The sequence below is a fragment of the Gilvimarinus polysaccharolyticus genome (genome assembly GCF_001187555.1).
Taxonomy (GTDB): domain Bacteria; phylum Pseudomonadota; class Gammaproteobacteria; order Pseudomonadales; family Cellvibrionaceae; genus Gilvimarinus; species Gilvimarinus polysaccharolyticus.
This window is the reverse complement of record NZ_LFIJ01000001.1, coordinates 17,866-41,973: the sequence shown is the minus strand read 5'-3', so window position 1 is coordinate 41,973 and position 24,108 is coordinate 17,866. Positions and strand designations below refer to the sequence as shown.

Below are 24,108 nucleotides of genomic sequence, written 5' to 3'. Positions count from 1 at the left end.
TGTCGCGGGTAACGGTATGACATTAAAGCCACACCGTTACCCTTTCACCTATAACACTTTCATACTTACCGCTGTGGTTCGGTTGAGAACTCCCACACCACAAGGTTTACCACGGTCAGCTCACCGTTGTGACGAAAATCCACCTTAATGTCGTTGTTGGCTTGTAAGGTGTTAACCGGCACAGGAATCTCCAGCGTCGCAAAGTAGCGATCGGCCTGATAATCAGCCGGTCCGCGCCAGTCGATTGGCGTCGCCACTTCTACACCATTGATAGTCAGAGTGTTAATGGTGAGATTGCCGTTTGGCACATCGTCTTCACTCATAAACATTGCAACGGTTAAGCGCAACATTGCCTCTGCTGGGCCACTAGGCACCTGCACATTATTGATAGACACTGGAATGTCACCGCCAGCAATTGACACACGATGCGGCTCACTGCCACCACTAACACTGCTACCAAAATACTTCTTCTCTTGCACTTGCTCGTTAACCGCCACATTGTTACTCATGGTGTAGCGCAACACGACAGTACCGTCGGGTGCGAGCGTTACCGTGCTTGGCGCCGAGTCCATAAAGCGACGATCCAACTGAGTTTTGTGACTGGCATCAAAGTGCATGTCACGCATTTCAACCTTGGATACATTGCCCAACGACAGACCATGCAAGTTAAGATTTACGGTGGTAGATTCGTCTTCTAGGTTGTTCAGAATAACGAATACTTCATCGCCATCTACGTAGGATTCGATCTGCACATCCGCATCCGATGATCGGGTATCCACACGAGTACCGTCAACGTCGTCCCACAGCTCGTAAAAACGGATATAGTCCGACCAGACCCAATCACCTTGGTTGAGATTCTCTTCGATCATCATGGCGTAGTGATAACGCACATTGCAATCTGGCACCTCTTTGTAGCCACAAACCCCCACAGTGGTATAACCATCTTGCGCACCAACATAACCCCATAGCGGTTTAGCTGGCGTAAAGGGCATAGACTTAATAACGTAATCTGGGCGTTCCAAAAACTGCATCAACATGCCGTTAAATGATTTCAGGACTTCAGATTCGTATCGCGGGTTGTGCGGCAGGTTATCCCAGCCACCTTGCACAGCGCCGTACTCCGATAACACGATGGGCTTGCGGTTGTTCATGCCGTTTTCGTGCACGTCGTACCACTCCATCATGTCCAGCATGCCCTGCACGTGACCACCACGGCGCAAGCTGCCCTTACCTCCCTCATTGGCGGAGGGCCAGTCGTATATATGCACAGCATAAAAGTCCATGCTGTCGCCGGCGGCGTCCATAAAGCCTTTCCACATCACGTCCCACTGATACCAATCCAACGCGCGCGTGTCATCCACGGTAGTCGCCATGCGGCTTTCGAAAAACGCTTCCGACTCTGCTTCTACCGCCGGATCATCCGCCACGATCCACTGATCGTAAGAATCATCGGCAAAACGCGAGATACCATCACGACGATAGAAGTCGTGCTGTCCCCAGGTCATACCACCAATCAACGGCGCCTCGTTGCCCAGACGCGAGCGAATCTCTTGCGCCACCAGATTATGATACTCCCAAATTTGCTCTTGGTTGGTCACCATAAACTGACCAGTCTTCATCTTCATGTCCGGTTCGTTAATCACCTCCCAGAATGTGGGCGTAGGCTCGCCAATATCGCCATTGCGGCTATTGGCAAAGTAGCTTTCCAGGTATTTACCCACCCACTCGGCCGAGGTTTCAATATTCATCGGCTGCCAACCCGACCAAGTCTTACCATTGTCGTACCAGCTTAAGGTCGGGTACAAAGGATGCGGGTTAGTTCCGGCAATCATCTGCGTTTTAGAATCGGGGAAGCGTGAGTAGAAAGGGTTGTCTTCATGGACTTGACGCAGCTCTGCGCCACGACCTTCCATCCATGCCAAATCGGCCATATTGGGGCGGTTTGGATCTTCCTGAGTGTCTTGAAACTTCCAGGTAGCCGAGCCGTTATCGCGCCCCATATACACATCGAGCTCGTTCAAAAGATAGTTCAGCTTGTCAGCGTGACCGTCCCAATCCTGCTCATATACGGTGCTGTGAACCGTCATATGACGGTCGCGACCAAAATCAGAAACGCCGTTAACAATATGCTCGATATTGGCATTCACGTGAACGTCTACCGACTCGACGGTGCTAACTTGCGACGATGAACAACCCTGCCCATTGGCAAACTCGCTGCCCGGGGTGGCAGGACAAACATCAACACTATTTACCACACCATCGCCGTCACTATCGCGACCCGAGGCGAGACAGCCATCGGGGCCAACATTCATGCGGAAGGTGTTGGGGCACTGATCGTCCCAGTTAAACACACCGTCAAAATCATCGTCATCGCCGCCACTGGTAGCACAACCGACGGAGTTTACAAAGGCGTCTATTGCACTGCTGGGGCACTGGTCTTCGGCATCATTGATACCATCAACATCGGTATCCAGCTGTGAGGGAGAGCACCCTTCGCCGTTGGCCGCTTCACCACTCGGCGTACCGGAGCAACTATCATTAATATCCGCGACGCCATCACCGTCACCATCGAGGTTATTATCGACAGTCCCCAAATATTTAAAGACGATATTGTCGATATTAAACTGAAAATCTTGGCTGCCAGCGCCGGTAATCCTAATTTTGCTAGTGCCGGGGTAAATATTAAAACGTGTGCTTGAGGTTAAGTCATAAAATGTATCCCAGCCCCCCTGGCTAACCACATCAGTGGTGTTTTTAAGCACCAAATTCCCTTGATGATCGGTCAGCATTAAGCCCACCGCAGTGCCACTGGTATTGCCTGTGCCTACGCGGTAAACCGCTTCGTACAAACCGCCCTGAGCGTTATCAATATCAAACTCGAGGTAATCACCAGCGTTAAAGTAATTAACCGCGCGACCGCCATTAACGCTGTAAATTTCTACCGAGCCACCCACCGCGTTAAAACTTTCGGCCTCAAGTGAAAAGTCACCCGATACGGTAACGACGCCGCCAGGCACTTGCGAGCTCGAGCTACCAGAGCTAACCGATGAACTGGAGCTACTGGTGCTACTCACAGAGCTGGAGCTGCTTACAGAACTGCTCGTGCTACTTACAGAGCTACTTGAGCTGCTGACCGACGAGCTAGAGCTGGCACCGTTGTCACTGACAAACACCAAGTCGAACTTATCAATGTTCCACTGCCAATCGCTGCTGCCAGAAGCCAATAAACGCACCTCAACCACACCGGCAGGCAACTGAACGGTATGACCTGCGCTCTGCGCCTGAAAGTTGTCCCAGCCGTTGGCAGTAACACTTTCGACACCCTGAGACACCCAGTTGCCGTTTTGTTTAACCTGAAATTCAACCTGTGCACCCGAGGTAATAGCGGTGCCAATAAAATAGGTCAAATCATAAATGCCGGCGCGATCAACCGCTATTTGATACTCGATCGCGTCGCCACGGTTAATGTAATTTAGCGCGGTGCCACCATTAACTGAATAGGTGCTAACAGGAGCTGTCTGACCATCGGCAAAGGTGCCGCTTACCGCGTGATAGTCTTCTGCCTCTTGACTGATGTCTGAAGGGATTTCGGGTTCAACTTCAGATTGGGTTAAAGTCAGCGCAAACTCATCTAGGTTCCACTGCCAATCGTTGGCGCCGCTGCCGGTTAAACGAATGCTGACATTGCCCGCCGGCAGTGTGATTTCGTGAGTACCGTCCAATGGCTGAAAGTTGTCCCAGCCACCGGTGGGTACAGTGGTAGTGTCCTGGCTTTGCCAGGTGTTGCCGTTTTTAACCGACAACTCCACCGCGGCGCCGCTGGGCACCGCGGTACCAATTAAATACTGCACGGTGTAAACACCAGCTTGGGCGATATTTACCTCGTACTCTACATAGTCACCACGGTTAACATAGTTGATGGCCTGCACGCCATTAACCGCGTAAGTACTTACGGCCTGAGGTTGGCCATCGGCATAACTACCACCAACGGCCGTAAAGTTTTCGGCCTGAATATGTACCGTTTGCGCTAATGCATGTGACGCCACTGTACCAGCCACCACAGCCGAAACTGCGCAGGCCAGTGTCAATCGGGAAAAACGTTTGACTCTCACAGGAATAACCTCCAATTGTTTTATTATCTAGGTATGCCGACAAACCTGCCCAGTCCGATGGCGGTATTTGCAAGCGAAGCGGCCGCGCGGAAATGGCAGCCTAGGGAGAGGACATCTGGCACAAACGCGCTCCTACGCATCCTGCGCTCTATCGCCTGTGTTTGAAAACCACACTGACACTAAAAAGCTTCTTGCTTTACGCGACTTGTAAACAATCTACTGTTAACGATAATTTAAGTAAAGGTTGTTGAGTGAAAACTAGCCAAAAAAGCTAAGCAGCTCACAATTTGAGAGTACATGGAAGAGTAAGGCGTCAAACGGCAGGCACAAAAAAAGGGGCAAATGCCCCTTACGTAAACACTAAACAGTTAATACTTATATCGGTATGGCCAACCGGAAAATTGCTGATCACGTGACGGGTCCGCATCCCAAGGCCAGCATTCAAAAGTGACTTCGCCTTTGGCCGGTCTGAATCGAACCAAACCATAACCTTCACTTTTTAATTGCCGATCTGCCAAAAATTTGCCCCAGGTAGTGTTATCGTCCTGAAAGTCGGCGTGGCTAATTTTGGGGTTGGCGACGGCCAACACTCGCATTTTATTGCCAAAGGTATCGACAAAATTACCTGTGTTTGGATCGTCATTGCGCTGATTGTCGAGCGCTCTAGCCGGTTCAAACCAACGCTGCCAAAAAGCCGCCGAAGCCGGCCCGGAAAAGAACAACACGCCGTCGTCAAACGAGTCGAGGCACTGCTCGGCTAACATGCCCAAATGCTGATCGCCCGATAGCACTACCGCCTGCGCTTTTTTCGCCAAAGCAATAGCGCGCCGGCGGCCGTCGGGTGGATAACCATTGGCATCATAATCAAGCAACGGCTCGCCTTTTTCGTCCGTTTGCGGTGAACCCCACATGGACGCAGTAATAATCGCTTTAGGCATACCTGGGCGCGAGTTCGCCCAGTTCTCTAAAAACTGCTCCTGACGTGTACCCAAAAGCACGCCACTGGTGGTTTCGGGGTCGGGCTCGTAATCGGGCGCGGTTTTAAATTTGCGATCTTCTACAAACGCAAAGTTAACCCCACCGTACACAAACGAACCGTAGTACACGGGGATACAACCGTTAATGGGGGTAGGATCATAGGCATCAGGATTATGGCTGCACTGCACGCGGTACACCATCCGCATCAAATCTAAATCCCATTTAAAGCCGCCGTCCTCCTCTTTAGGGCCACCGGATACACCGGCATTACCCCACAGATTGCCCTGCAGCACATCGTGATCGTCCACCAACACAATCGAGGGCCGATTGCGGGCCATATCGCGAAACGCCCACAGCCACAAATACCAACGGTATAAGGTATCTAACTTGGCTTGGGGCGTATCGCGGCCGTAGCGCGTCGGATAAGTCTCGTAGTACTGGTCACCGACAAACAAGCAGAGGTCGGGGTCGTGCGTAGCACTGTTGCTAACCAGCTCGTTATGGGGAAAGAAAATATTGTCTGGGGTATAGCGGCCCAACTCGCGCTCTTCGGGAATCAGCTTTTTATAATGGCCTTCATCAAGTGATTTGGCCGTCGGGATAATACAAGAGTACAGCCCCACTTTTAGCTCGTCGGGGCTCGCGCTATCTTGTTTAAACTGTCCGGTAAAAGCTGGATACTGATTATCTCCAGGGATTACAATTCGATAATCTACCGCCTGCGAAGCATCCCAATCGTCGGCCCGAAAGCGCGCCACAAAACCATCTTCAATCGCCGCAACAGCCCGTGTTTGCCACTCGCCCGAGGCACTTTTAAGCTGTAGTTGGGCGTTGGGATACGCGTCCGTATTGAGCGGAAAAAACTGCGCGGTTAGCTTCATCACACGCTGGTTTAGGCTATACAAACAACCTAACACCGGGCCTTCAGCACGGTTAGGTTCGACAAGAATTTTATCGCCGGCGGTGGCAATGTTTTTAAACCACCAGCCCGTACCCGGCTGCTTAGCCGGTGTCGAAGACACCAGCATAACCCCGCCCATTAATTCGTCAGGCGACACATCAGTGCGTACGGCGAAACCGATTTCGAGCTCGGTTTTTGCATCCAACGCAATTAACCGCACATCAAATCGGCCGTCAGCGACAGGGTCAATATGGCAGTCGAGCACCACTGCCCGATCCCCTAACTCACCAATCGGTGATGCCCCAGGGCGCGTTAGTGACTCAAACGCCAAGGTGTTTTTGGCCTCCGAAAAATCCTGAAAACCCAGTTCGCCCTGACTGTTAAGCGTAGCCATAAAACCGCCGCCAGCACCAGAAAAGCGCTGCGCCAAAGCACTGGCGCGGTAATCTAGCTGACCTGTTCCCACGCCCAGCAACAGGCCACAAAAGCCCGCTTTGCCCGGCTGTAAGGCACCTACCGTTAAGCGAATACGGGCCGGCTTGTGCGCCTCGGTTAACTCGCGGGTTAACAGCGATACCGTGCGCACCTCGTAACTCTCATCACTTTGCACACACTCGATACGGCCACTATTCGCCTGCCAGTCCTGCAAGCGGTTAGCCCAAAAGTCGCGGCCCAGCCACGTTTGGTGATTGTTTTCGATGGCTAAAAAGTCGGTGGGCATAGCCACCGCAGAGGATCGTTCAGCGGCGGCAAGTGCAGCCAAGCTGGGCACGATGCTCGCACCCAGCCCAGCTGACGCTGTCAACTTGATAAATTGTCGGCGTTGCATTTATTTGTCTCCGTAGCGTTCGTCATAAAGATTACGGCCAAGTTCTTTCGCCGCTTCTACCATTTCTGGATAGGGAGTATCGGTCACATCAACAAAACCGACGTTGTAATTTTCACCATCGTGAGCCCTGCCAGTCAGCGGCGAATCCATATACTGAAACCAGTGCGCCCCGACAAAGTATGGGTTCTCGACGACCGTATCCATATAACGCAGATACATTTGCGCCCGGTCATCCTGATCTTCGGCGTGAATCAAGCCTGGGTGATACAAACCGCGATCCATAGCGCCCATGTGGAACTCACCAATAATACTGGGCTTATCGATCTCGGCCAAAAACTCCCACTTTTTCTTATTCAGGCCTTCTTTATAAACATTGTAGCTAACCACATCCGCGTACTTAGCCGCAGCTCGCACCACCTCGATGGGCATACCCCAATCGGGCAGACGTGACCCTAGGTATAGATGATTGGGCAAGTGCTCCTGCACTGCATCGTGTACCACACGGTAATACTGAGTAGCGTAGTGCTCTAGCATATCGGCGTAATCCACACGCTGGGCTTTGGTGATCTCGCCCGGCGCAAAGCCATTGTCAAACTCACTCCAGTCTGTCAGCTTTAGATTCCACGCTTGGTTAAAAGCCCCAATACTTTCATATTTGGCCTTCATCAACTGACTAAATTGTGCTTTGGTGGGCACGGTTGAGGCATCGCGCCCCAGGGTGTTAATCACAATGCCGTAGCGCAGCTGATCCGATTCGGAGCGGCCAAAGCTCATTTCATTGTCGATAAACACACCTACACACCAAGGGGTATTTTGCACCTCGGCGGCCACTTGCTTAGCGGTTACGTTGGCACGCTCGGAAAACTTAGGGTCGAATACGTCGGGCAGTGGGCCCCAAAAATCGTTACCACTAGAGACCTTTTTAAAGTCACCAATGATCCAGCCATTGGCAAAAAATGGAATCTGTTTATTGCTGTAAAAGTGCGGATCGGTCCAGTTTCCTAAAGAGGTAAAGCCCCAGTTGAGCATACGTTTTTTAGTCACATCTTCCCATTGATCTAAAAAGCTATTGGGGTGCTCTTCGCCGTATTTTCGCTCGAGGTTGGCCTGATAAAAACTAAACGTTTCACCGTGCTTAAGTGGCCCAGAGTGAGCCGCGCGACGGTAGCTGTAATGGTTTGCCAGCTCACCGTCCATCTCGGGCAACCAGCTAAACATATCGGCGCGGGTTTTGGAGGCCACAAAACGGGTCTTCTTGGCTTCATCACTGACTTTAAGCATGCCAATGGAATCTTCTGGAGTCAGGTCATGCTCATCGCGCTGATTGATTTTATCCTGATCGTAATCATAACCGGTCATGGTCGTGGAATTGGAAAGACGAATAATATCCAAACCGGTGGCAAAGTAGAGATAGCCCTCTGGATCTACCAACGCCCATTTACCATCGACCTTTTCGGTGCGAAAGTAACCGGTAGCCTCAAGTTTTGGGCCGCTTTTCCAGCCGCTAAATTTAGAGCGATCGGCCATGGCTTTACCGTCCAACTCGGCCAGCTCGGCGTCGCGCACCTGGTGCAGTTCTTCCAGGCTATCAATTTTATCGGCGTAGTTGTACTTGGCATTTTGGCCGAACTCGTCGACGATACCCACCAAAAATTCTTCGTCCATTTTAGGGTTAGGCGTTAACCGAACATTGTCAACACTGATGGTTTTGTTGCTCACCGCGCCCTGCACACTTAACGAGATCTCGGTGATCTGCGAGACATCCAAACTCTTAACCCCCCACATCCAGATAAAGTGGCTATCTTCACCGCTCCAAGTGGGTGGGTTTGAGCGCAATCCAGATGAGAAATTAAGCTCGGTGGCATCGTCATCACCGGTGGCTTCGATATCGTGGCCGGCTAACTTCGCGTAATAGGTTTTAAAGTCGCCTCGGGGCACTACCACACTGCGGGTTGCCACGTTGCCGTTACCGTCTTTTAAATTCAGGTAGATTTGCGTCGACTGGTCGCCATCATTAGCCAAGTCCATACTCAGACTAAAGCTATCAAACTCACTCCAATCCCAGGGTTTCTCAGGCTTAAAGGTAATCCCCGAGTAACCGTTCTCTTTTGACAGAAAGTCAATTTTAATAGCTTTATCTGAGCCATAACCGACCAAGTCTAAGTTGGCAGAAGCGGATTTAATGGTTGAATCAAGCGCATCATCGAAGTTATACAAAACCGCCAATGGCTGATCGGTATCGGCCTTCTCTTGCGCCGCCTCGTTGCTAGCCGCAACCGTTGGAGCCTCTTCTGTGTTGCACGCTGAAAGAAACAGTGAGAATAATAAAACGAATGGAGTTATAGTTTTATAGACGTTCATAGCTACCACTTTATTTTAATAAGTCTAAGTAAATATTACGTATACACGCTGAGCAATCTCGCTAGATACACCCTATGGTGATGCGGTCGAGGAGCGTTAATTTCTGGTTTTCACCCGACGCATACGATAAAGGAGCCGCTGTTAACGACTCCCCTACCGGCCCTTTTCATTCCTGAAGGTAAACAGTTTTTTTCTCTAAGTACTGTTCGAGCCCGTACCGACCATCTTCGCCACCGGCACCACTGAGTTTCCAACCGTTATGGAAACCCTGATGTTGCTCGCCAATACCACGATTGACGTAAACCTCGCCGCTTTCCACCTCGTCAATATAACGGTGGATAGAGTTTAGATTTTGAGTAAATAAGTAGGTAGATAACCCATATTCACTGTCGTTGGAGTAAGCAATAGCTTCATCAATATTTTTAATTTTTACAACAGGCAAAATCGGCCCAAAGGTTTCTTCATGAACTAAGATATTGTCTTGCTGAACATCCCCCAAAACAGTGGGCTGATACCAATGGCCATTAGGGTAACCGTCAACCACGGCAATATCACCGCCGCTCAGCAAGGTGGCTCCCTGAGCAATACCTTCTTTAACCAGTCGATCTATATTTTCAATTTCTCTGGCATTAACTTTTGGCCCCATGGTGGTTTCTGGATCCATTGGATTGCCGACTTTAATCGCTTTTACCATTGGTAAAAGTTTATCTAAGAACGCGTCATATACAGCCTCGTGCACATACAGTCGCTCGGCACACGTACACACTTGGCCGCAATTACTAAAGCGTGTGACAAATGCAGCATTGGCCGCCTCATCAAGGTCGGCGTCATCCATCACAATAAAGGGTGCCTTACCGCCCAGCTCTAACATTACCGGAGTAAGCTGATCGGCACTGGTGCGATAAATACGCTGACCGGCAGGTGTACTACCTGTCATAGTAATCAAGCGAGTAATGGGACTCTCACATAAGTGCTGTCCCACGACAGAGCCCACACCGTTAACGATATTTAAAACTCCAGCGGGTAAACCAACCTCATTAGCTATTTCACCTAACGCTAAAGTCGCTAATGGAGTTTCTTGCGTCGGTTTAACGACAATCGTATTACCAGTAATCAGAGCCGGACCAATTTTTCGGCCAGCCAAGGCAAGAGGGAAGTTCCATGCCGTAATCGCCACGACAACGCCCCGTGGAACCTTATGGATATATATTTTTTCACCGATATTATCAGACGGTAAAATATCTCCCTCTATAGTTAACGCGTTATCACAGGCATACTCAATAAACGTAGCTGTTGCGTTCACCTCGGCCTTAGCAACCGAGAGCAACTTACCTTGCTCGGCCACCAGCAATTCAGCTAACCCGTCAGTTTTAGCCCGAATAGCGGCCGCAAATTTTCGCAGTAAACTTGCCCGATCGCGCGCGGTACGTTTTGCCCAGCTTTTTTGCGCGGCCTTAGCGCTTTCTAGAGCTTGCTCTGCATCTTGAATGGTACCGGCCGGAATTTTTCCAACCAGTTCACCCGTAGTTGGATTAAGCACATCTAGCGTTTCAGTAGCTGAAGACTTGACATACTTACCATCGATAAAATTTACACTATTCTTAATCATGCCTAGCGCCCCATCCAACCGCCATCTACCAAGACGACACTACCATTCATATAATCAGACGCTTTAGAAGCCAAAAACACAATCGGGCCTTTAAAGTCCTCGGGAGTTCCCCAGCGCCCCTGAGGAATGCGCTCAAGGATCGACTTAGAACGACCCTCGTCGTCTCGCAACGCTTGAGTGTTGTCGGTAGCAATATATCCAGGGGCAATGGCATTAACGTTCACGCCATGGGCGGCCCACTCGTTGGCTAGCGCTTTTGTCAGCTGACCAATAGCACCTTTACTTGCCGCATAACCCGGCACAGTAATACCACCTTGGAAAGTTAATAAAGATGCGGTAAAGATAATTTTCCCAGAGCCTTGCTCTACCATACCTTTACCAAAAGCGCGGCTTAGAACAAACTGAGAGTTGAGGTTAACCTCCATCACTTCATCCCAAATATCATCACCATGCTCAACCGCAGGGGCACGCTTAATTGTTCCAGCATTGTTCACTAAGATATCAATGCGCGGATGCTGCGCTTTAACTTCGGCAATAAATTTGTACAGGCTTTCGCGATTAGAAAAGTCACACTGATACGCACTAAAACGACGACCAGTTGCCTCAACTTCTTTCGCCACCTCAGAGCCAGACAGCTCTAAAGTGGCAGAAACGCCAATAATATCTGCTCCGGCTTCGGCCAGCGCAACTGCCATGCCTTTACCAATACCACGCTTACAGCCGGTAACTAATGCTACTTTACCATCTAAATTAAAATACTGGTTCATTCGCTTGCTCCACAATCAATAAGAGACTTCATGCCTGCAGGGTTGCTGTCGATACCGCTAAAGATATCGCCAATTTGCGATAGCGGTGCCACACTGCTGATAAAATTATCAATCGATATTTTTTTGCTCGAAATCAGCTCGATCGCCTGATCAAAATCTTTTGCCTCATACACACGGGCACCCACCAGCTCCAACTCCTTCCAGAAAAACTGAAACAAATCGACCTCTGGCTTTTGCGAATGAATAGCTACCATACAAATACGACCACGTACCGCTGCAATTTGTGTCATAGTGTCAACGGCCGCTTTAACGCCACTAACTTCAAAAACGACATCAGCGCCTTTACCGGCAGTCCACTCTTTAACAACAGCCTCTATGTCTTGCTCTAACGGATTCACCGTAGCAACACCCAAGTCACGAGAGAACTTCAAGCGTTCGGAGTTCACTTCAGAGACCATCACCTCGGCGCCAATACTTTTAGCCACTGCCGCGATCAGCTGACCAATTGGACCGCCACCTAAGATGACAGCTTTCTCACCGGCCTTTAAGCCCACGCGTGACACATCGTGACAAGCAACCGAGAGCGGCTCAACCAAAGCGCCCTGCTTTAGGCTCACGCTTTCAGGCAGACGGTGTAAGGTACGAGCTTTTACCGTCCAGTAGCTTTGAAACGCACCGGGAGTATCCACTCCCATAAATTTTAAGTTGTGGCATACGTGTGAATGACCCGCATCGCATGCTGGGCAATCATCACAGTAATCTAACGGTCGCACGACCACACGATCGCCTACAGCGTAATCACTAACGCCCTCTCCCACCTCGGCAACCGTGCCAGACATTTCATGGCCAATAGTTTGCGGAATAGAAACACGCTTATCCATTACACCATGGTAAATGTGCATATCTGTGCCACAGATACCCGCGAACCCCACCTGAATACAAACCTCGTCCGCTTTAGGAGAAACTTTTTCGCCATCGACAATGCTGAAGCCTTTATTACCAGTATATTGGGCAGCTTTCATATTAAACCTCGATCAAGAATGTTGAATTAAGTGGTCCCGCAATAGATCATCATCAAAACAAACACCTGTGCCAGGAATATCAGGTGCTTTCGCCAGACCATTTACCAACTTAATAGGGTGTGTGGTGTAGGAGTCGATGGGAAATGAGTGCACCTCTAAATAGCCCGCATTGGGCTGCGAAGCCATAAGCGATACATGCAACTCATGCATACCGTGGCTACATACCGGCAAGTTAAACGCTTGCGCCATATCGGCAACTTTTAACCAACCCGTAATACCACCAATATTAGAAGCATCTGGCTGTAAATAACCAAGAGAAGCTTGATTAATAGCGTAGGTAAATTCGTGTACTGTGTGTAGGTTTTCACCCATAGCCAAAGCGATATCAGTTGCTTTAGCTATCTTGGCGTAACCTTGATAATCATCCGGAATAGTCGGCTCTTCAAACCAGGTAATATCCTGATCACTGATGGCGTTTGAGAAGCGAATTGCATCGGCTACAGTCATCGAATAATTCGCATCCACCATAAAGGTAGCGTCATCACCAATTAGCTCACGCACCGCACGCACACGAGCTACGTCTTCACGGTAATCTTCCTTACCTACTTTAATTTTTACCGCATTAAAGCCGCGATCGAGATAACCTTGAATATTCTCCAACAACCGATCCTGAGTAAAATTTAGATCGATTCCACCCGCGTAACAGCGAGTTGTATTGCTCATCCCGCCAGCCACCTTCCACAGAGGTTGCTCAAGCCTTTTACAGCGAATATCCCACAGGGCGATATCCACCGCCGACTGGGCAAAACTTACCAGGCCACCGCGACCAACATAATGTAGATGCCACTGAATTTTTTCCCAAATAGCCTGTATTTTGCCGGCATCCATACCTTTAAGCATCGGCGCCAGCTCATCGGCCAACAGCGAATAAATAGCGCGACCACCAGTACCCCCAGTGTAGGTGTAGCCCACACCTTCAAGGCCGTCATCACAAATAACGCGGCACAACACCAACTCAAAGTGGGTATGGGTTCCGTGTTTGGCATCGGCCAGCACCTCTTTCAAGGGCACCCGATAGTACTCCACTTTAACCTCGGCAATATTCTGCGTTGCGCTCGCAACGTGCCGTGCTTGTTCCGCCACCTGATTTTTCATTGAATTACCTGCACTTTTCACAATAGTCACAGACTACCCCCAACCATTGTAAATTGTCAACAATATACACATTTATTTTGCCGCAAGCATTTGCTCAATCTCTTCGATACTCTTGCCCTTAGTCTCGGGCATTAGCCATGCGAGCAGTATCAAAGCAAGTACGGCACTGACGCCGTAGCTCAAAAACACGCCAGAGGAGCCCATCAGCTCAAGTTGAATAGGGAACAGCTGCTGCACCATGGCACTGACAATACTTGCCACCAGCGCCATGGCTGGTATTGCCACACTGCGCACATGAATAGGAAACAGCTCAGAGAACAGCACCCACATCACCGGACCAATGGAAAACTGGAAAGCCGCAATAAAGGCCAACACCCCAAACAAAATCACCGTGGCATTCATATTGGCTGCATACTGAAACAATACCGCTTCGTTATCACGAGCCACCCTAGGACCCAACTGCTCCACTAGGGCCGCCTTAAAGCTTAAATCGCTATCGTAAGTTTGCCCCGCCAGCGCCTGCAACTGAGAAACATCCAAGTGCTCCGCTAAACTAACTAACGCCCCCGCGTTTAAACTATAAGTGGCCTGGTTAAATGCCCACGCGCAGGACAACAAGCTGACACCCGCTACCACCAAGCCCACAATAATCAACACCCGGCGCCCCAACCTATCGATCAGCGCCAGTGCCAAAGCGGTAGCCAACACACTAATCAAGCCGATATACACACCGTTAAACAAAGCGGCACTAGTACCAAGCCCCACCTGCTCAAAGATAATCGGTGCGTAGAACATCACCGCGTTAATACCTACGGTTTGCTGAAAGAACGCAATCACTACCGCAATAATCAGCGCCTTACGAATAGCAGGAGAAAATAAATCTTGCAGCTGATGCCACACACTGTGATCTTTATGGCCGTGTACCGAGCTCTCGCGAATGCCCTGCATCTCAATTGCCAACTCTTGTGGCGGCACCAACTTGGCCATGACCGCTTCGGCGTCATCGATACGACCACGCAACACCAGCCAGCGCGGACTTTCGGGGATCGAGAATAACAACAGCACCCAAACCAAGGCGGGTACTATTTCAACCCCCAACATCCAGCGCCACGTTTGCGTATCGATCAACAACGAGCTGACCCATGACGCGTCTAGCTCAGAAATTTGATGCACCGCAAACACCGACAAATAAGCCGCCGACAAGCCCACCACAATCGCCATTTGGTTCATGGCCACCAGCTTGCCGCGCGCCTTGGGCGGGGCTATTTCGCCGATATACATCGAAGCCAACGATAGCGAGGTAAACGCCAGCCCACCCAGGAACCGAGCGGCCACCAGCGCCTCATAGCCTGGGGCAATGGCCGAGGCTATGGCCGAGACAACATATAAAGAAGCAATGATTTGCAGGGTTTTTTTACGACCTAACTTATCGGCCAAATAGCCTGCCAAAAACAGGGCAAACAACACCCCATATCCGGGCGAACCTACCACCAGCCCCACCTGAAATGAGGACAAGTCAAACACTTCGGTGATATCCCGCACCACCCCAGAGATAAGCGCGGCATCTAGGCCAAAAATAAATCCACCAAAAGCCACTATGGCGGCATAACGAACAGCGGCACGCTGATAGGAGGTCATAGAGATCACCAAAGCCTAATTATTATGGGTAACGCGTAAAAGCTAGGCACGCTTACGCACTTGCTTTAAACACTCGCACATTGGCGATTGTATACAATATACTATACACTCACCCCGATAGCAAAGTAATCGTTTTGAGCTGTACACAGAGCAAAAAAGCACGGAGCAACGGTTTACCCGCTTAACAAGGGCGAGCATAACCACAACATACCGGCCGGCGCAGCCGCCGAGCCTTTCACAGAGGTAGCTATGACTATAACCCCTTATAAAAAACTGTATTTATCCGCATTAATCGCCTGCAACTTAAGCTTAGTTGGGTGCGGCTCATCCGACTCTGATAACTCAAATACTAGCTCTAGCTCTAGCTCTAGCTCTAGCTCTAGCTCTAGCTCTAGCTCTAGCTCTTCAAGTGTTAGTCACACCCAGGTGTTTGTCGATCCGAGCAGCCGTCTGCATATTGGCGACTCGACGACCTTTGAGCGGGAAAAATTTATTACCTTGCACGCCTCACACACCGAAAACGACTGGTGGCTGGGCACCAACGACGCAAGCCTAGGCGGCAGCGCCCTAATGCCTGAGTTTGTTGAAACCTACGACGTCTACTTTGGCCGAGACACAGGCGGCATGGCCTGGCAGCTGTCACAAATCGCCGAAGACCCGGCGCGGCCAGGTTACGCCAGCTCTGCTGATGCCGAGCAAATCGGCGGTGACACTACCGGCTGGTACGACTTTCGCACCGACGAACAAGGCCTGCAAATGCGTGCTCAAGAACACCGTAACAGCCAAATGGTGGTAGCTGCACAACAACACCCCTACTGGCCCAATGGCACCTTAACCGGGCAAGGCTGGGCGTTCTCTCAGGCCAATACCGCCGACGCCCCCTTTGGTACCGCCACCGGGGATTACATGGGTCTGTTTCTGGCAAACTACTTCCGCCAAAGCGAGGGCGAGCCGGGGCAACCTAAGCCTAAGTACGTCGAGGTAATGAACGAGCCGCTGTACGACCTGATAACGGCCGCCGACACCCCCGAAGATCCCGCCAAGATCTTTGAGTTCCACAACGCCGTGGCCGACGCCGTGCGTAAGCTTAACCCCGATGTACTGCTCGGCGGCTACACCGCCGCCTTCCCGGATTTTGAGAAAGACAACTTCCAGCGCTGGGAAGAGCGCGACAAGCTATTTATGGATATCGCCGGCGAGAACATGGATTTTATATCGCTGCACTTTTACGACTTTCCGATCTTCCCCGGTGGCGCCAATGGGGCTTTGGTACAACGCTACCGCAAAGGCTCCAACCTCGAGGCCACCTTTGACATGCTGAACCAGTACAGCGTAATGACCGAGGGCGAGGTGAAACCGCTGATGATCTCAGAGTACAGCGCACAAACGCACGCTCTGGACAACGGCCCCTGGGTACCGTACCGCGACTGGTTAATCGTAAAGTCGGCCAACGCCATGATGATGCAGTTTATGCAGCGCGCCGATCAAATCGAAATGGCGATACCCTTTTTTACGGTTAAAGCCGAGTGGGGCCGCAAATCGGCCGATACCCCCTACCCCTCACGCCTGATGCGTCAGCAAAAAGAGGGCGAAGGCGAAACCGGTGAGCAGTGGGTTTACTCCGAACTCATCGACTTTTTTGAGCTCTGGAAAGACGTTAAAGGCGAGCGCCTTTACTCCGCCAGCTCTGATCGGGACCTTCTGGTAGATGCCTACGTCGATGGCGACACTCACTATCTGGCACTCACCAATCTCGACTTTACCGAGCAGCCTTTTAGCGTCAACTTGCCCGACAATATCCAGGCCGACAGCATCGAGGTTAAGCACTTGTATTTAGGCGACGAGGCGGAGGCCCAAGAGCAGCGTGCTCCGATAGTTGAACTGAGCGGCCTTGATAGCTTTACCGACACCGTAGTCATTGCGCCAGAGGCCAGCATGGTTATTAGCTTTACGGTCAACGACAGCAACGCCGACTACACTGTCGACAAGCGCTTTGCCTACGCCGATCGCTATAAGCAAGCCATTAGCAGCGGCGAGGACATTAACTTTCAGTTCAACGGGTTAACGCCACCGGCCAACGGCAAAGTGACACTGCGGCTAAGCCTGGGGCGCGACCACGGTTTATCGCTAGCACCCAGCATTAGCTTTAATGGCCAGAGCCTGGCGGCACCCGAGGATATCCGCGGGGACGACCAGTACCTGGATGGCAAAGGTCGTGAGAGCTTCTTTGGCACCCTGGAGATCCCGCTCCCGCTGGATCTCTTACAGGCCGACAACACCTTGACTCTTAACTTTGGCGACGACGGCGGTCATGTTAGCTCGGCCGTGCTGGAGTTATACGAGTCAGAGCAAGCACTCGACACACTATAAAAAATCTGTGGCAGCCTTCGGGCTGCCTTTTTATAACAATAAAACGGTGACCGACATGGATCCCGACTTAATTCACAGCATGATCCGCGAGTTGCAACACCACTTGGCGGGACAACCACAAGCGACACCCGAGCACCTTAGCGCGCAATTGGGGCTACCCTGCCAAGAGCTTTTGCGCATGGCTGACAATGACCCGAGCGTAGCACCAGAGCGATACCTACACGCCGCCGTTTATTTAGGTATCGCACCCGAGCTGGTACAAATGCTGGAAAATTATCGCCTGCACAGCTAAAAGAGCATATATTTGATATTTTTATCCGTCGGCCGTCTATTTGTCACAGGATCACTGCAATACCATGTCACCAAATTGACATTAACCCGATAGAGCAAAAATCATGCGGGAGCGTAAACAGTGAAGCCATCCGATCATCTAGACCCCTTTCAACAAGCCCGCACCGAGCAAGGCGTTAGTAAGATCGACGACCAAAACGACCCTGTTAATATGGTGCTGCGTTTAAAAGACGTGCGCAAATGCGCCCACAACTGGAAGACCTACTCCTCCGAAGCCACCCCGGGACGCATTGTTGTGCCCTCCGAGGTGAATATTCGCGATACTCGGCAAATACCGTTTGAGGTAGACCCTCCGAAGCACAGCGCCTTTCGCGAGCTGCTGGACCCCTGGTTTAAGCGCCCACTGCAAGACAAGTACCGCGACAAGCTGCGCAAGCAAATCAGCACACTGATTGACGACGTTAATCAGCAGGACAGCATCGAAGCCATTTACAACTTCTCGCTACTGTTACAGTCACGCGCTCTGACCGTTTTAATGAATACGCCCGAGTCGGAAGCCGAAACTTTTATCAGCTGGGGCACCCACGTTTTTCGCAGCGAAGACGACCCACTGGATGCCGCTAAAGCACAGCAACTGTATGACTACATCGACCAAAAAATTGATGAAGCCGAAGCCAACCCCAGTGACGATTTGTTCTCGACCCTACTGGCAGCTGAGGTAGATGGAGAGAGACTCGCCCGCGAACAAATCAAAGGCATTATTATCCTCACCTTCGCCGGCGGCCGCGATACCGTGATTAATATGGTCACCAATACCCTGGCGTATCTGGCCGATCACCCTGAGTCCTTACAACGTTTGCGTGACGAGCCCGAGATTCACACCCGCGCCATCGAAGAATTAATTCGCTATTTCTCGCCCCTAACCCACATGGGCCGGGTGGCGACAGAAGATGCTCAAGTGTGTGAGCATGCCGTTAAGGCCGACAGCCGTATCTCGCTTTGCTGGGCCTCGGCCAACCGTGACGAGACCGTGTTTGAAAACCCTAATGAGGTGGTGCTAGATCGAAAATTAAACCCACATGTAGCCTTTGGCTTTGGCCACCATAACTGCTTGGGTGCCACTCACGCTCGCACCATTATGCACATCCTAATTGAGCAACTGGTCAGCAAGGTTGACCACATAGATTTTATCAATGCCGAGGAAAACATCGAGCAGTGGGGCGACTCTAAACGCAAAGTTGGCTATCACAAATTACACTTAACCTTTAACGCCCGTTAACAACTTATAACAAGCGAGAAAAACATGGCTAAAATCACTTTTATCACCCGTGACCAACAAGCAATAACTCTAGAGGCAAGTTCTGGCTCGGTAATGGAGTTGGCAGTACAAAACTCCGTGTCAGGCATCGATGGCGACTGCGGTGGCGTTTGCTCGTGTGCGACTTGCCACGTTCATGTTGCGCCTAAAGACGTTAGCAAAATCGGTGCGCCCAGCGAGATCGAACAAGACATGTTAGAGCTGGATGATAATGCCAATGAATACAGCCGTTTATGCTGCCAAATGGAGATCTCAGAAGAGCTAGACGGCATTGTATTAAACGTTGCGCACTAACATTTTGTTAAATCTGCCAAGCGCCACAGGCAAACCGACAACATCAATAAGGTCATCACCATGTCCCATACCACAGCAGCACAACAAACTTGCATAGTCATTGGCGCCAGTCATGGCGGTGTAAATGTTGCTTTTTCCTTAAGAAAAGAGGGCTGGAAAGGACGCATTATTTTAATTGATCGAGATCCGAATTACCCATATCACCGGCCGCCGCTGTCTAAAACCTACTTACTCAACGAGCGCGACCCTCAAAAAATTCTACTTAAACCTGTACCAAGCTATCTTGAGCAAGATATTACTTTGCACCTAGGTGTCGAGGTGAGCCAAATCGACAAAGAGCAGCATGTGGTTACTTTGTCCGATGGATCGACCCTCCACTACGACAAACTGGTGTTAGCGCTAGGCGCACGCCCCATCATCCCGCCAATAGCGGGTATTGATACGGCAAGCAACCTCTTTGCCGTGCGTACTCTTGCCGATATCGATGGTATACGTAACACAATTAAAGTTATAGAAAAGCCCCGCGCGGTTATTATTGGCGGAGGCTATATAGGCCTTGAGACCGCCGCCTCACTCACCAAAATTGGAGTAGAGGTTACCGTACTCGAACGCGAAGACCGATTACTGGCCCGCGTAACAACGCCTTATATGTCTGAGTTTTTTAACACATTACATTCACAACATGGAGTCGCTATTCACACGGGTAAAAATGTTACCTCCATCAACCAAGAAAACTCAACATCCTGGGTGCAATGCAGCGATGGCAGCCAGTACTCTGCGGACGTGATCATCGTTGGGGTAGGCATTAAAGTAAACCAAGAACTGGCGCAAGAGGCCGGCCTGCATGTCGACAACGGTATCGTAGTGGACACCTGTGCCCGCACCAGCGACGAACACATTTACGCGGTGGGCGACTGCACTTATCACCACAACCCACTGTACGATCGCTACGTCCGCCTAGAGTCTGTACAAAATGCTGTTGATCAAGCCAAGGTGGTCGCCGCGGCTATCACCAAAAAACAACCCAGCTATAATGCCATTCCGTGGTTTTGGTCTGATCAATACGACATAAAGCTACAAATGGTGGGGCTATCTGCCGGCCACAACACAATCATCACTAGGCATGAGCCTGATGCGTCAGGGCATAAGTTCTCGGTATGGTATTTTCTAAATGAGCGTTTACTCGCTGTCGATACCGTCAACCACGCAAAAGCTTATGTTCTTGCCACTAAAATAATTAAAGGGGCAATAAAGATAGACCAGAATACACTTATGGATGAACAGGTAGATTTGACTCTAGAGCACTTGATCAACGCCAATACAGACAGCTAAATCTTTCCCGCGTATTATTTTGTAACTAACGCCGCAGCTTCAGCGTACTAAAAACAACCCTGAACGAGGTACTTCCAAGCAGTACCTCGTTCAGGGTTAGCATGAGAAGATTCTACCTTTAAGCTGGGTTGTTTCTCGGAAAGTTTCCATTGGTATGGCCTGCAGGTATAGGGCATATGACATGCTTTAATAAAAATCACTTACGCATACCAAGCCCCTACGCGTTACTAACACTCTCCAACCAAGGTTAATAAACCGCTTGGTGGTCCACGCCTCCACCACCTTGTCATCAAACACTAACGATTTTTTAGTGCCAGTGTGGGGATTGGTGATGTAGCGTTCTATAGACGGCTTAGTCGTGGGGTTTTCGCTCCAGCGAATATAAAAACCGCACATTGTGGAAAGAAGTATAAACTCGCGTAACTCGGCAAGTTATTGTGTACCCCCCACGCCAATGCGGTCTAATCACCGATTTTTCGTAATACTCAATAAAACTAGGGACAACGATGCAAGCCGTTGTGCCCAGATAACCATCCGCATCTTTGCAGTCCCATATATGACGAGCGTAGCTGCTTTTGTTCTTAGCGCAGTTAAGCCCTTACTTATTGCCCAATTCATTAACCGCTGGACTGCGATAGGCCGAGCGTATGACAATCGGCCCAGCAGTTATTGCAATGACTCCAAGTAAGTTATCACACAGCCCCTTGTCCGCGTCAATGGCGATCTCTGGGTGTTGCTCTGGGGTATTCACCACCCCAAATGCCAGCCAATGGTGGAATACAGCATATCGCGCATAAAAAGCTTTTAGAGTGTATCCTCACCTGCTCTGCCTATCCTGCGTTAGTCTTTTAAGTTGATACTATAAAGCTCTATTTGTCATACCAACAATTCATCCCAAATATTGTTAACACCCTATTAACTTATAATCTTCGGCTAACCCCTGTTAGATTCCGGATCAACACATCCTTTATAACGCACATTATTAATCGCGCTATCGATTTTTGTTGCCCGCAAGTGTTGCGAGGCGCCTCTGACGCTGGATAGCAATGTTTTTACATCCGCTCTCGGATCCATCCATTGGTAGACTAAGTCATCGCTTAAACTAACCGGCATTCTGCCATGAATAACGCTAAAGCTTGACGATGCAGGCTGAGTGAGGATTGAGCAGCTCCACAGCTCTTCTTTCCAACAATCCCAAATGGCCGCGAGTTTAAGAACGCCATCGGTCTCGACGTAATAGGGTTGCTTCTCGCCTTGCTCCGTTTTCCATTCTACAAACCCCGCCGCAGGCACAATGGCACGCCGGTATCGCACAGGGTCTTTGTAAGCGCGGCTCGATAGCACGCTTTCAAGCCTGGCATTAAACATAGCAAAGCGTTGATTGGGCGGGTCGGGTGACCAATGTGGGTGCAACCACCAACGCATCGGCCCCATGTGTGTACCCTCTTCATCACGAAACAAAACAGGAACCGCCTCGGTGGGTGCGATGTTATTAACCGTAGGCAGATTGACATCAGGCAAGCCAAGACTGGCCATTAAGGTTTGAGCGGCTTTAGAAGGCGCTATAAAAAGTCGGCCACACATAATGTACCTCGGTTAAATAAATTGTTGGGAACAATAATGACATCCGCAAACAGGAGATATTGACCTAAAAACAAGGTTATCCACGCGACCTCCGTGCGCTCAAAGCAATTTGCAATGTTAATGAAAACTATTGCTCGATATTTACCTAACATGACTCAATCATTAGCAGCCAAGTAAAGCTTGCAGCATTGCTATACGATAAAAGCTGCGTAGGGGACAAACAAACCAAAGGACCGCTGCATTTATTACTATCCAGCCGATGGCGCGGATATTTAAGGATTAATTCTCGAACAATCCCAACTGATCAACCTCGGTAGGCGGCACCGAGTCGGCTTTATTAAGCCGAACTCCCACCCCCAATAATCGCACCAAGCCTTCATTTCTGCTGGCGGCCTCAAGAATCAGCTCAGCAAAGCTATTACGAGTAAACTCGCCTCCTGCACGCTCCAAAGTGGTGCTCGAAAAATCTGCAAACTTTACTTTTACAAACGCCTTACCCGCGCTATAGCTATCGGCCAGCTTATCAATACGCTCTTGTAAGCGGCATATTAACTCTGACAGATACAAATCGCAGGCCTCCCTCGCGGGTAAATCGCAATCAAACGTTTGCTCGACACTCACAGATTTTTTCTGTCGCTCGCTGCGCACCATACGGGTATCAGAGCCACGACTGCAGTGATATAGCCGTGAACCAAACTGACCAAAGTGCTCACACAGCTCCTGCTCACTAAAAGCCAACAGGTCGGCACAGGTTTTTACATGCAGGCGTGCCAACCGCTCGGCGGTAACACGGCCTACCCCCGGAATGCAGGTTACGGGGAGTTGAGCCACAAATGTCGACACTTGGCTGGGGGCAATTTCAAACAACGCATCAGGCTTGTGCCAATCGCTCGCGACTTTAGCCAAAAATTTATTGGGTGCCACGCCCGCCGACACTGTGATACCCAACTCATCGGACACTTGTTTACGAATGCTGGCAGCAATATCACGGGCACTGACATTAATATTAACCTGCTCTGTTACATCCAAGAAAGCCTCATCTAACGATAACGGCTCGACTAAATCGGTAAACTGATGAAATATCATCATGATTTTTTGCGAGATCTGCCGATAGTGCGCCATACGATGCGGCAAGATGATAAGTCCCGCACACAACCGTAACGCATAAGCCGACGCCATCGCCGAGCGGACACCAAATTTTCTTGCTGGATAATTACAGGTAGAAATAACACCACGACGCTCTGGATGCCCACCTACGGCAACAGGACGTCCCTGCAAATCGGGATTATCACGGATTTCAATCGCAGCAAAAAAACAATCGGCATCGCAATGGATAATTGTTTTGCTCATACCTGCCTCATACCAACCAAAAAAACTGTATATAAAGCCAGTATAAAGTAAGAGTTAAACTCGGCACCAGCTTAAGCGGACAACAAAATTTTATTTGGTTAAATGACCGATAAAGGTGGTCGACCAAGCAATAAATTAAAAAAAATGCGCTTAAACTATAAAAAAAACCATATAAAGCGATTAATTTTCACTAAAAA

15 protein-coding genes are annotated in these 24,108 nt (G+C 50.0%); 5 read left to right on the top strand and 10 right to left on the bottom strand.

The features are described from left to right. Nucleotides 1–65 precede the first annotated feature (65 nt). The 8 genes from GILYN3_RS00155 to GILYN3_RS00120 form a co-directional block, all read right to left on the bottom strand. Nucleotides 66–4,112, bottom strand: a complete 4,047-nt coding sequence (locus GILYN3_RS00155) for a carbohydrate-binding protein (protein ID WP_232305481.1) — start codon at nucleotides 4,110–4,112, stop codon at nucleotides 66–68. A gap of 368 nt (nucleotides 4,113–4,480) precedes the next feature. Continuing rightward, a complete protein-coding gene (locus GILYN3_RS00150; RefSeq protein ID WP_049720971.1) occupies nucleotides 4,481–6,820 on the bottom strand; it encodes an alkaline phosphatase D family protein in 2,340 nt (779 codons plus the stop codon). Further along, the gene (locus tag GILYN3_RS00145; RefSeq protein WP_049720970.1) at nucleotides 6,821–9,181 is read right to left on the bottom strand and encodes a beta-galactosidase; all 2,361 of its coding nucleotides are present in this window, start codon (nucleotides 9,179–9,181) and stop codon (nucleotides 6,821–6,823) included. It abuts the gene before it with no gap. A gap of 166 nt (nucleotides 9,182–9,347) precedes the next feature. Continuing rightward, nucleotides 9,348–10,790, bottom strand: coding sequence for an aldehyde dehydrogenase (gene aldA / locus GILYN3_RS00140; RefSeq protein ID WP_049720969.1), 1,443 nt, complete (start codon nucleotides 10,788–10,790; stop codon nucleotides 9,348–9,350). A gap of 2 nt (nucleotides 10,791–10,792) precedes the next feature. Further along, on the bottom strand, nucleotides 10,793–11,557 hold the full coding sequence (kduD, locus tag GILYN3_RS00135) for a 2-dehydro-3-deoxy-D-gluconate 5-dehydrogenase KduD (protein ID WP_049720968.1): 765 nt from the start codon (nucleotides 11,555–11,557) through the stop codon (nucleotides 10,793–10,795). Continuing rightward, complete coding sequence (locus GILYN3_RS00130; RefSeq protein WP_049720967.1) at nucleotides 11,554–12,579, bottom strand: (R,R)-butanediol dehydrogenase; 1,026 nt, start codon at nucleotides 12,577–12,579, stop codon at nucleotides 11,554–11,556. The genes kduD and GILYN3_RS00130 overlap by 4 nt, the downstream gene beginning before the upstream one ends. A gap of 12 nt (nucleotides 12,580–12,591) precedes the next feature. Further along, nucleotides 12,592–13,764, bottom strand: coding sequence for a mandelate racemase/muconate lactonizing enzyme family protein (locus GILYN3_RS00125; protein WP_269745901.1), 1,173 nt, complete (start codon nucleotides 13,762–13,764; stop codon nucleotides 12,592–12,594). 42 nt (nucleotides 13,765–13,806) lie between these two features. Next, complete coding sequence (locus GILYN3_RS00120) at nucleotides 13,807–15,372, bottom strand: MFS transporter (RefSeq protein WP_049720966.1); 1,566 nt, start codon at nucleotides 15,370–15,372, stop codon at nucleotides 13,807–13,809. A 249-nt stretch (nucleotides 15,373–15,621) separates the two neighbouring features. Between GILYN3_RS00120 and GILYN3_RS00115 the strand changes: the two genes are divergently transcribed. The 5 genes from GILYN3_RS00115 (at nucleotide 15,622) to GILYN3_RS00095 (ending at nucleotide 20,977) form a co-directional block, all read left to right on the top strand. Beyond that, nucleotides 15,622–17,742 (top strand): agarase, encoded by a 2,121-nt coding sequence (locus GILYN3_RS00115; RefSeq protein WP_232305480.1) that lies wholly within the window; start codon nucleotides 15,622–15,624, stop codon nucleotides 17,740–17,742. Nucleotides 17,743–17,797: 55 nt separating this feature from the next. Then, entirely contained in the window at nucleotides 17,798–18,034 is a 237-nt protein-coding gene (locus GILYN3_RS00110; protein ID WP_049720965.1) for a hypothetical protein, read from the top strand. Nucleotides 18,035–18,154: 120 nt separating this feature from the next. Beyond that, nucleotides 18,155–19,312, top strand: coding sequence for a cytochrome P450 (locus GILYN3_RS00105; RefSeq protein ID WP_049720964.1), 1,158 nt, complete (start codon nucleotides 18,155–18,157; stop codon nucleotides 19,310–19,312). Nucleotides 19,313–19,336: 24 nt separating this feature from the next. Next, a complete protein-coding gene (locus tag GILYN3_RS00100) occupies nucleotides 19,337–19,645 on the top strand; it encodes a 2Fe-2S iron-sulfur cluster-binding protein (RefSeq protein ID WP_049720963.1) in 309 nt (102 codons plus the stop codon). 60 nt (nucleotides 19,646–19,705) lie between these two features. Then, entirely contained in the window at nucleotides 19,706–20,977 is a 1,272-nt protein-coding gene (locus tag GILYN3_RS00095; RefSeq protein ID WP_049720962.1) for an NAD(P)/FAD-dependent oxidoreductase, read from the top strand. Between the two features lie 933 nt (nucleotides 20,978–21,910). Here GILYN3_RS00095 and GILYN3_RS00085 read toward each other — a convergent pair. Continuing rightward, nucleotides 21,911–22,561 carry an SOS response-associated peptidase gene (locus GILYN3_RS00085; RefSeq protein ID WP_084004965.1) on the bottom strand — a complete coding sequence of 217 codons (651 nt, stop codon included), beginning with the start codon at nucleotides 22,559–22,561 and terminating at the stop codon, nucleotides 21,911–21,913. A gap of 279 nt (nucleotides 22,562–22,840) precedes the next feature. Further along, entirely contained in the window at nucleotides 22,841–23,911 is a 1,071-nt protein-coding gene (gene dinB, locus GILYN3_RS00080) for a DNA polymerase IV (RefSeq protein ID WP_049720960.1), read from the bottom strand. Between the last annotated feature and the right edge of the window lie 197 nt (nucleotides 23,912–24,108).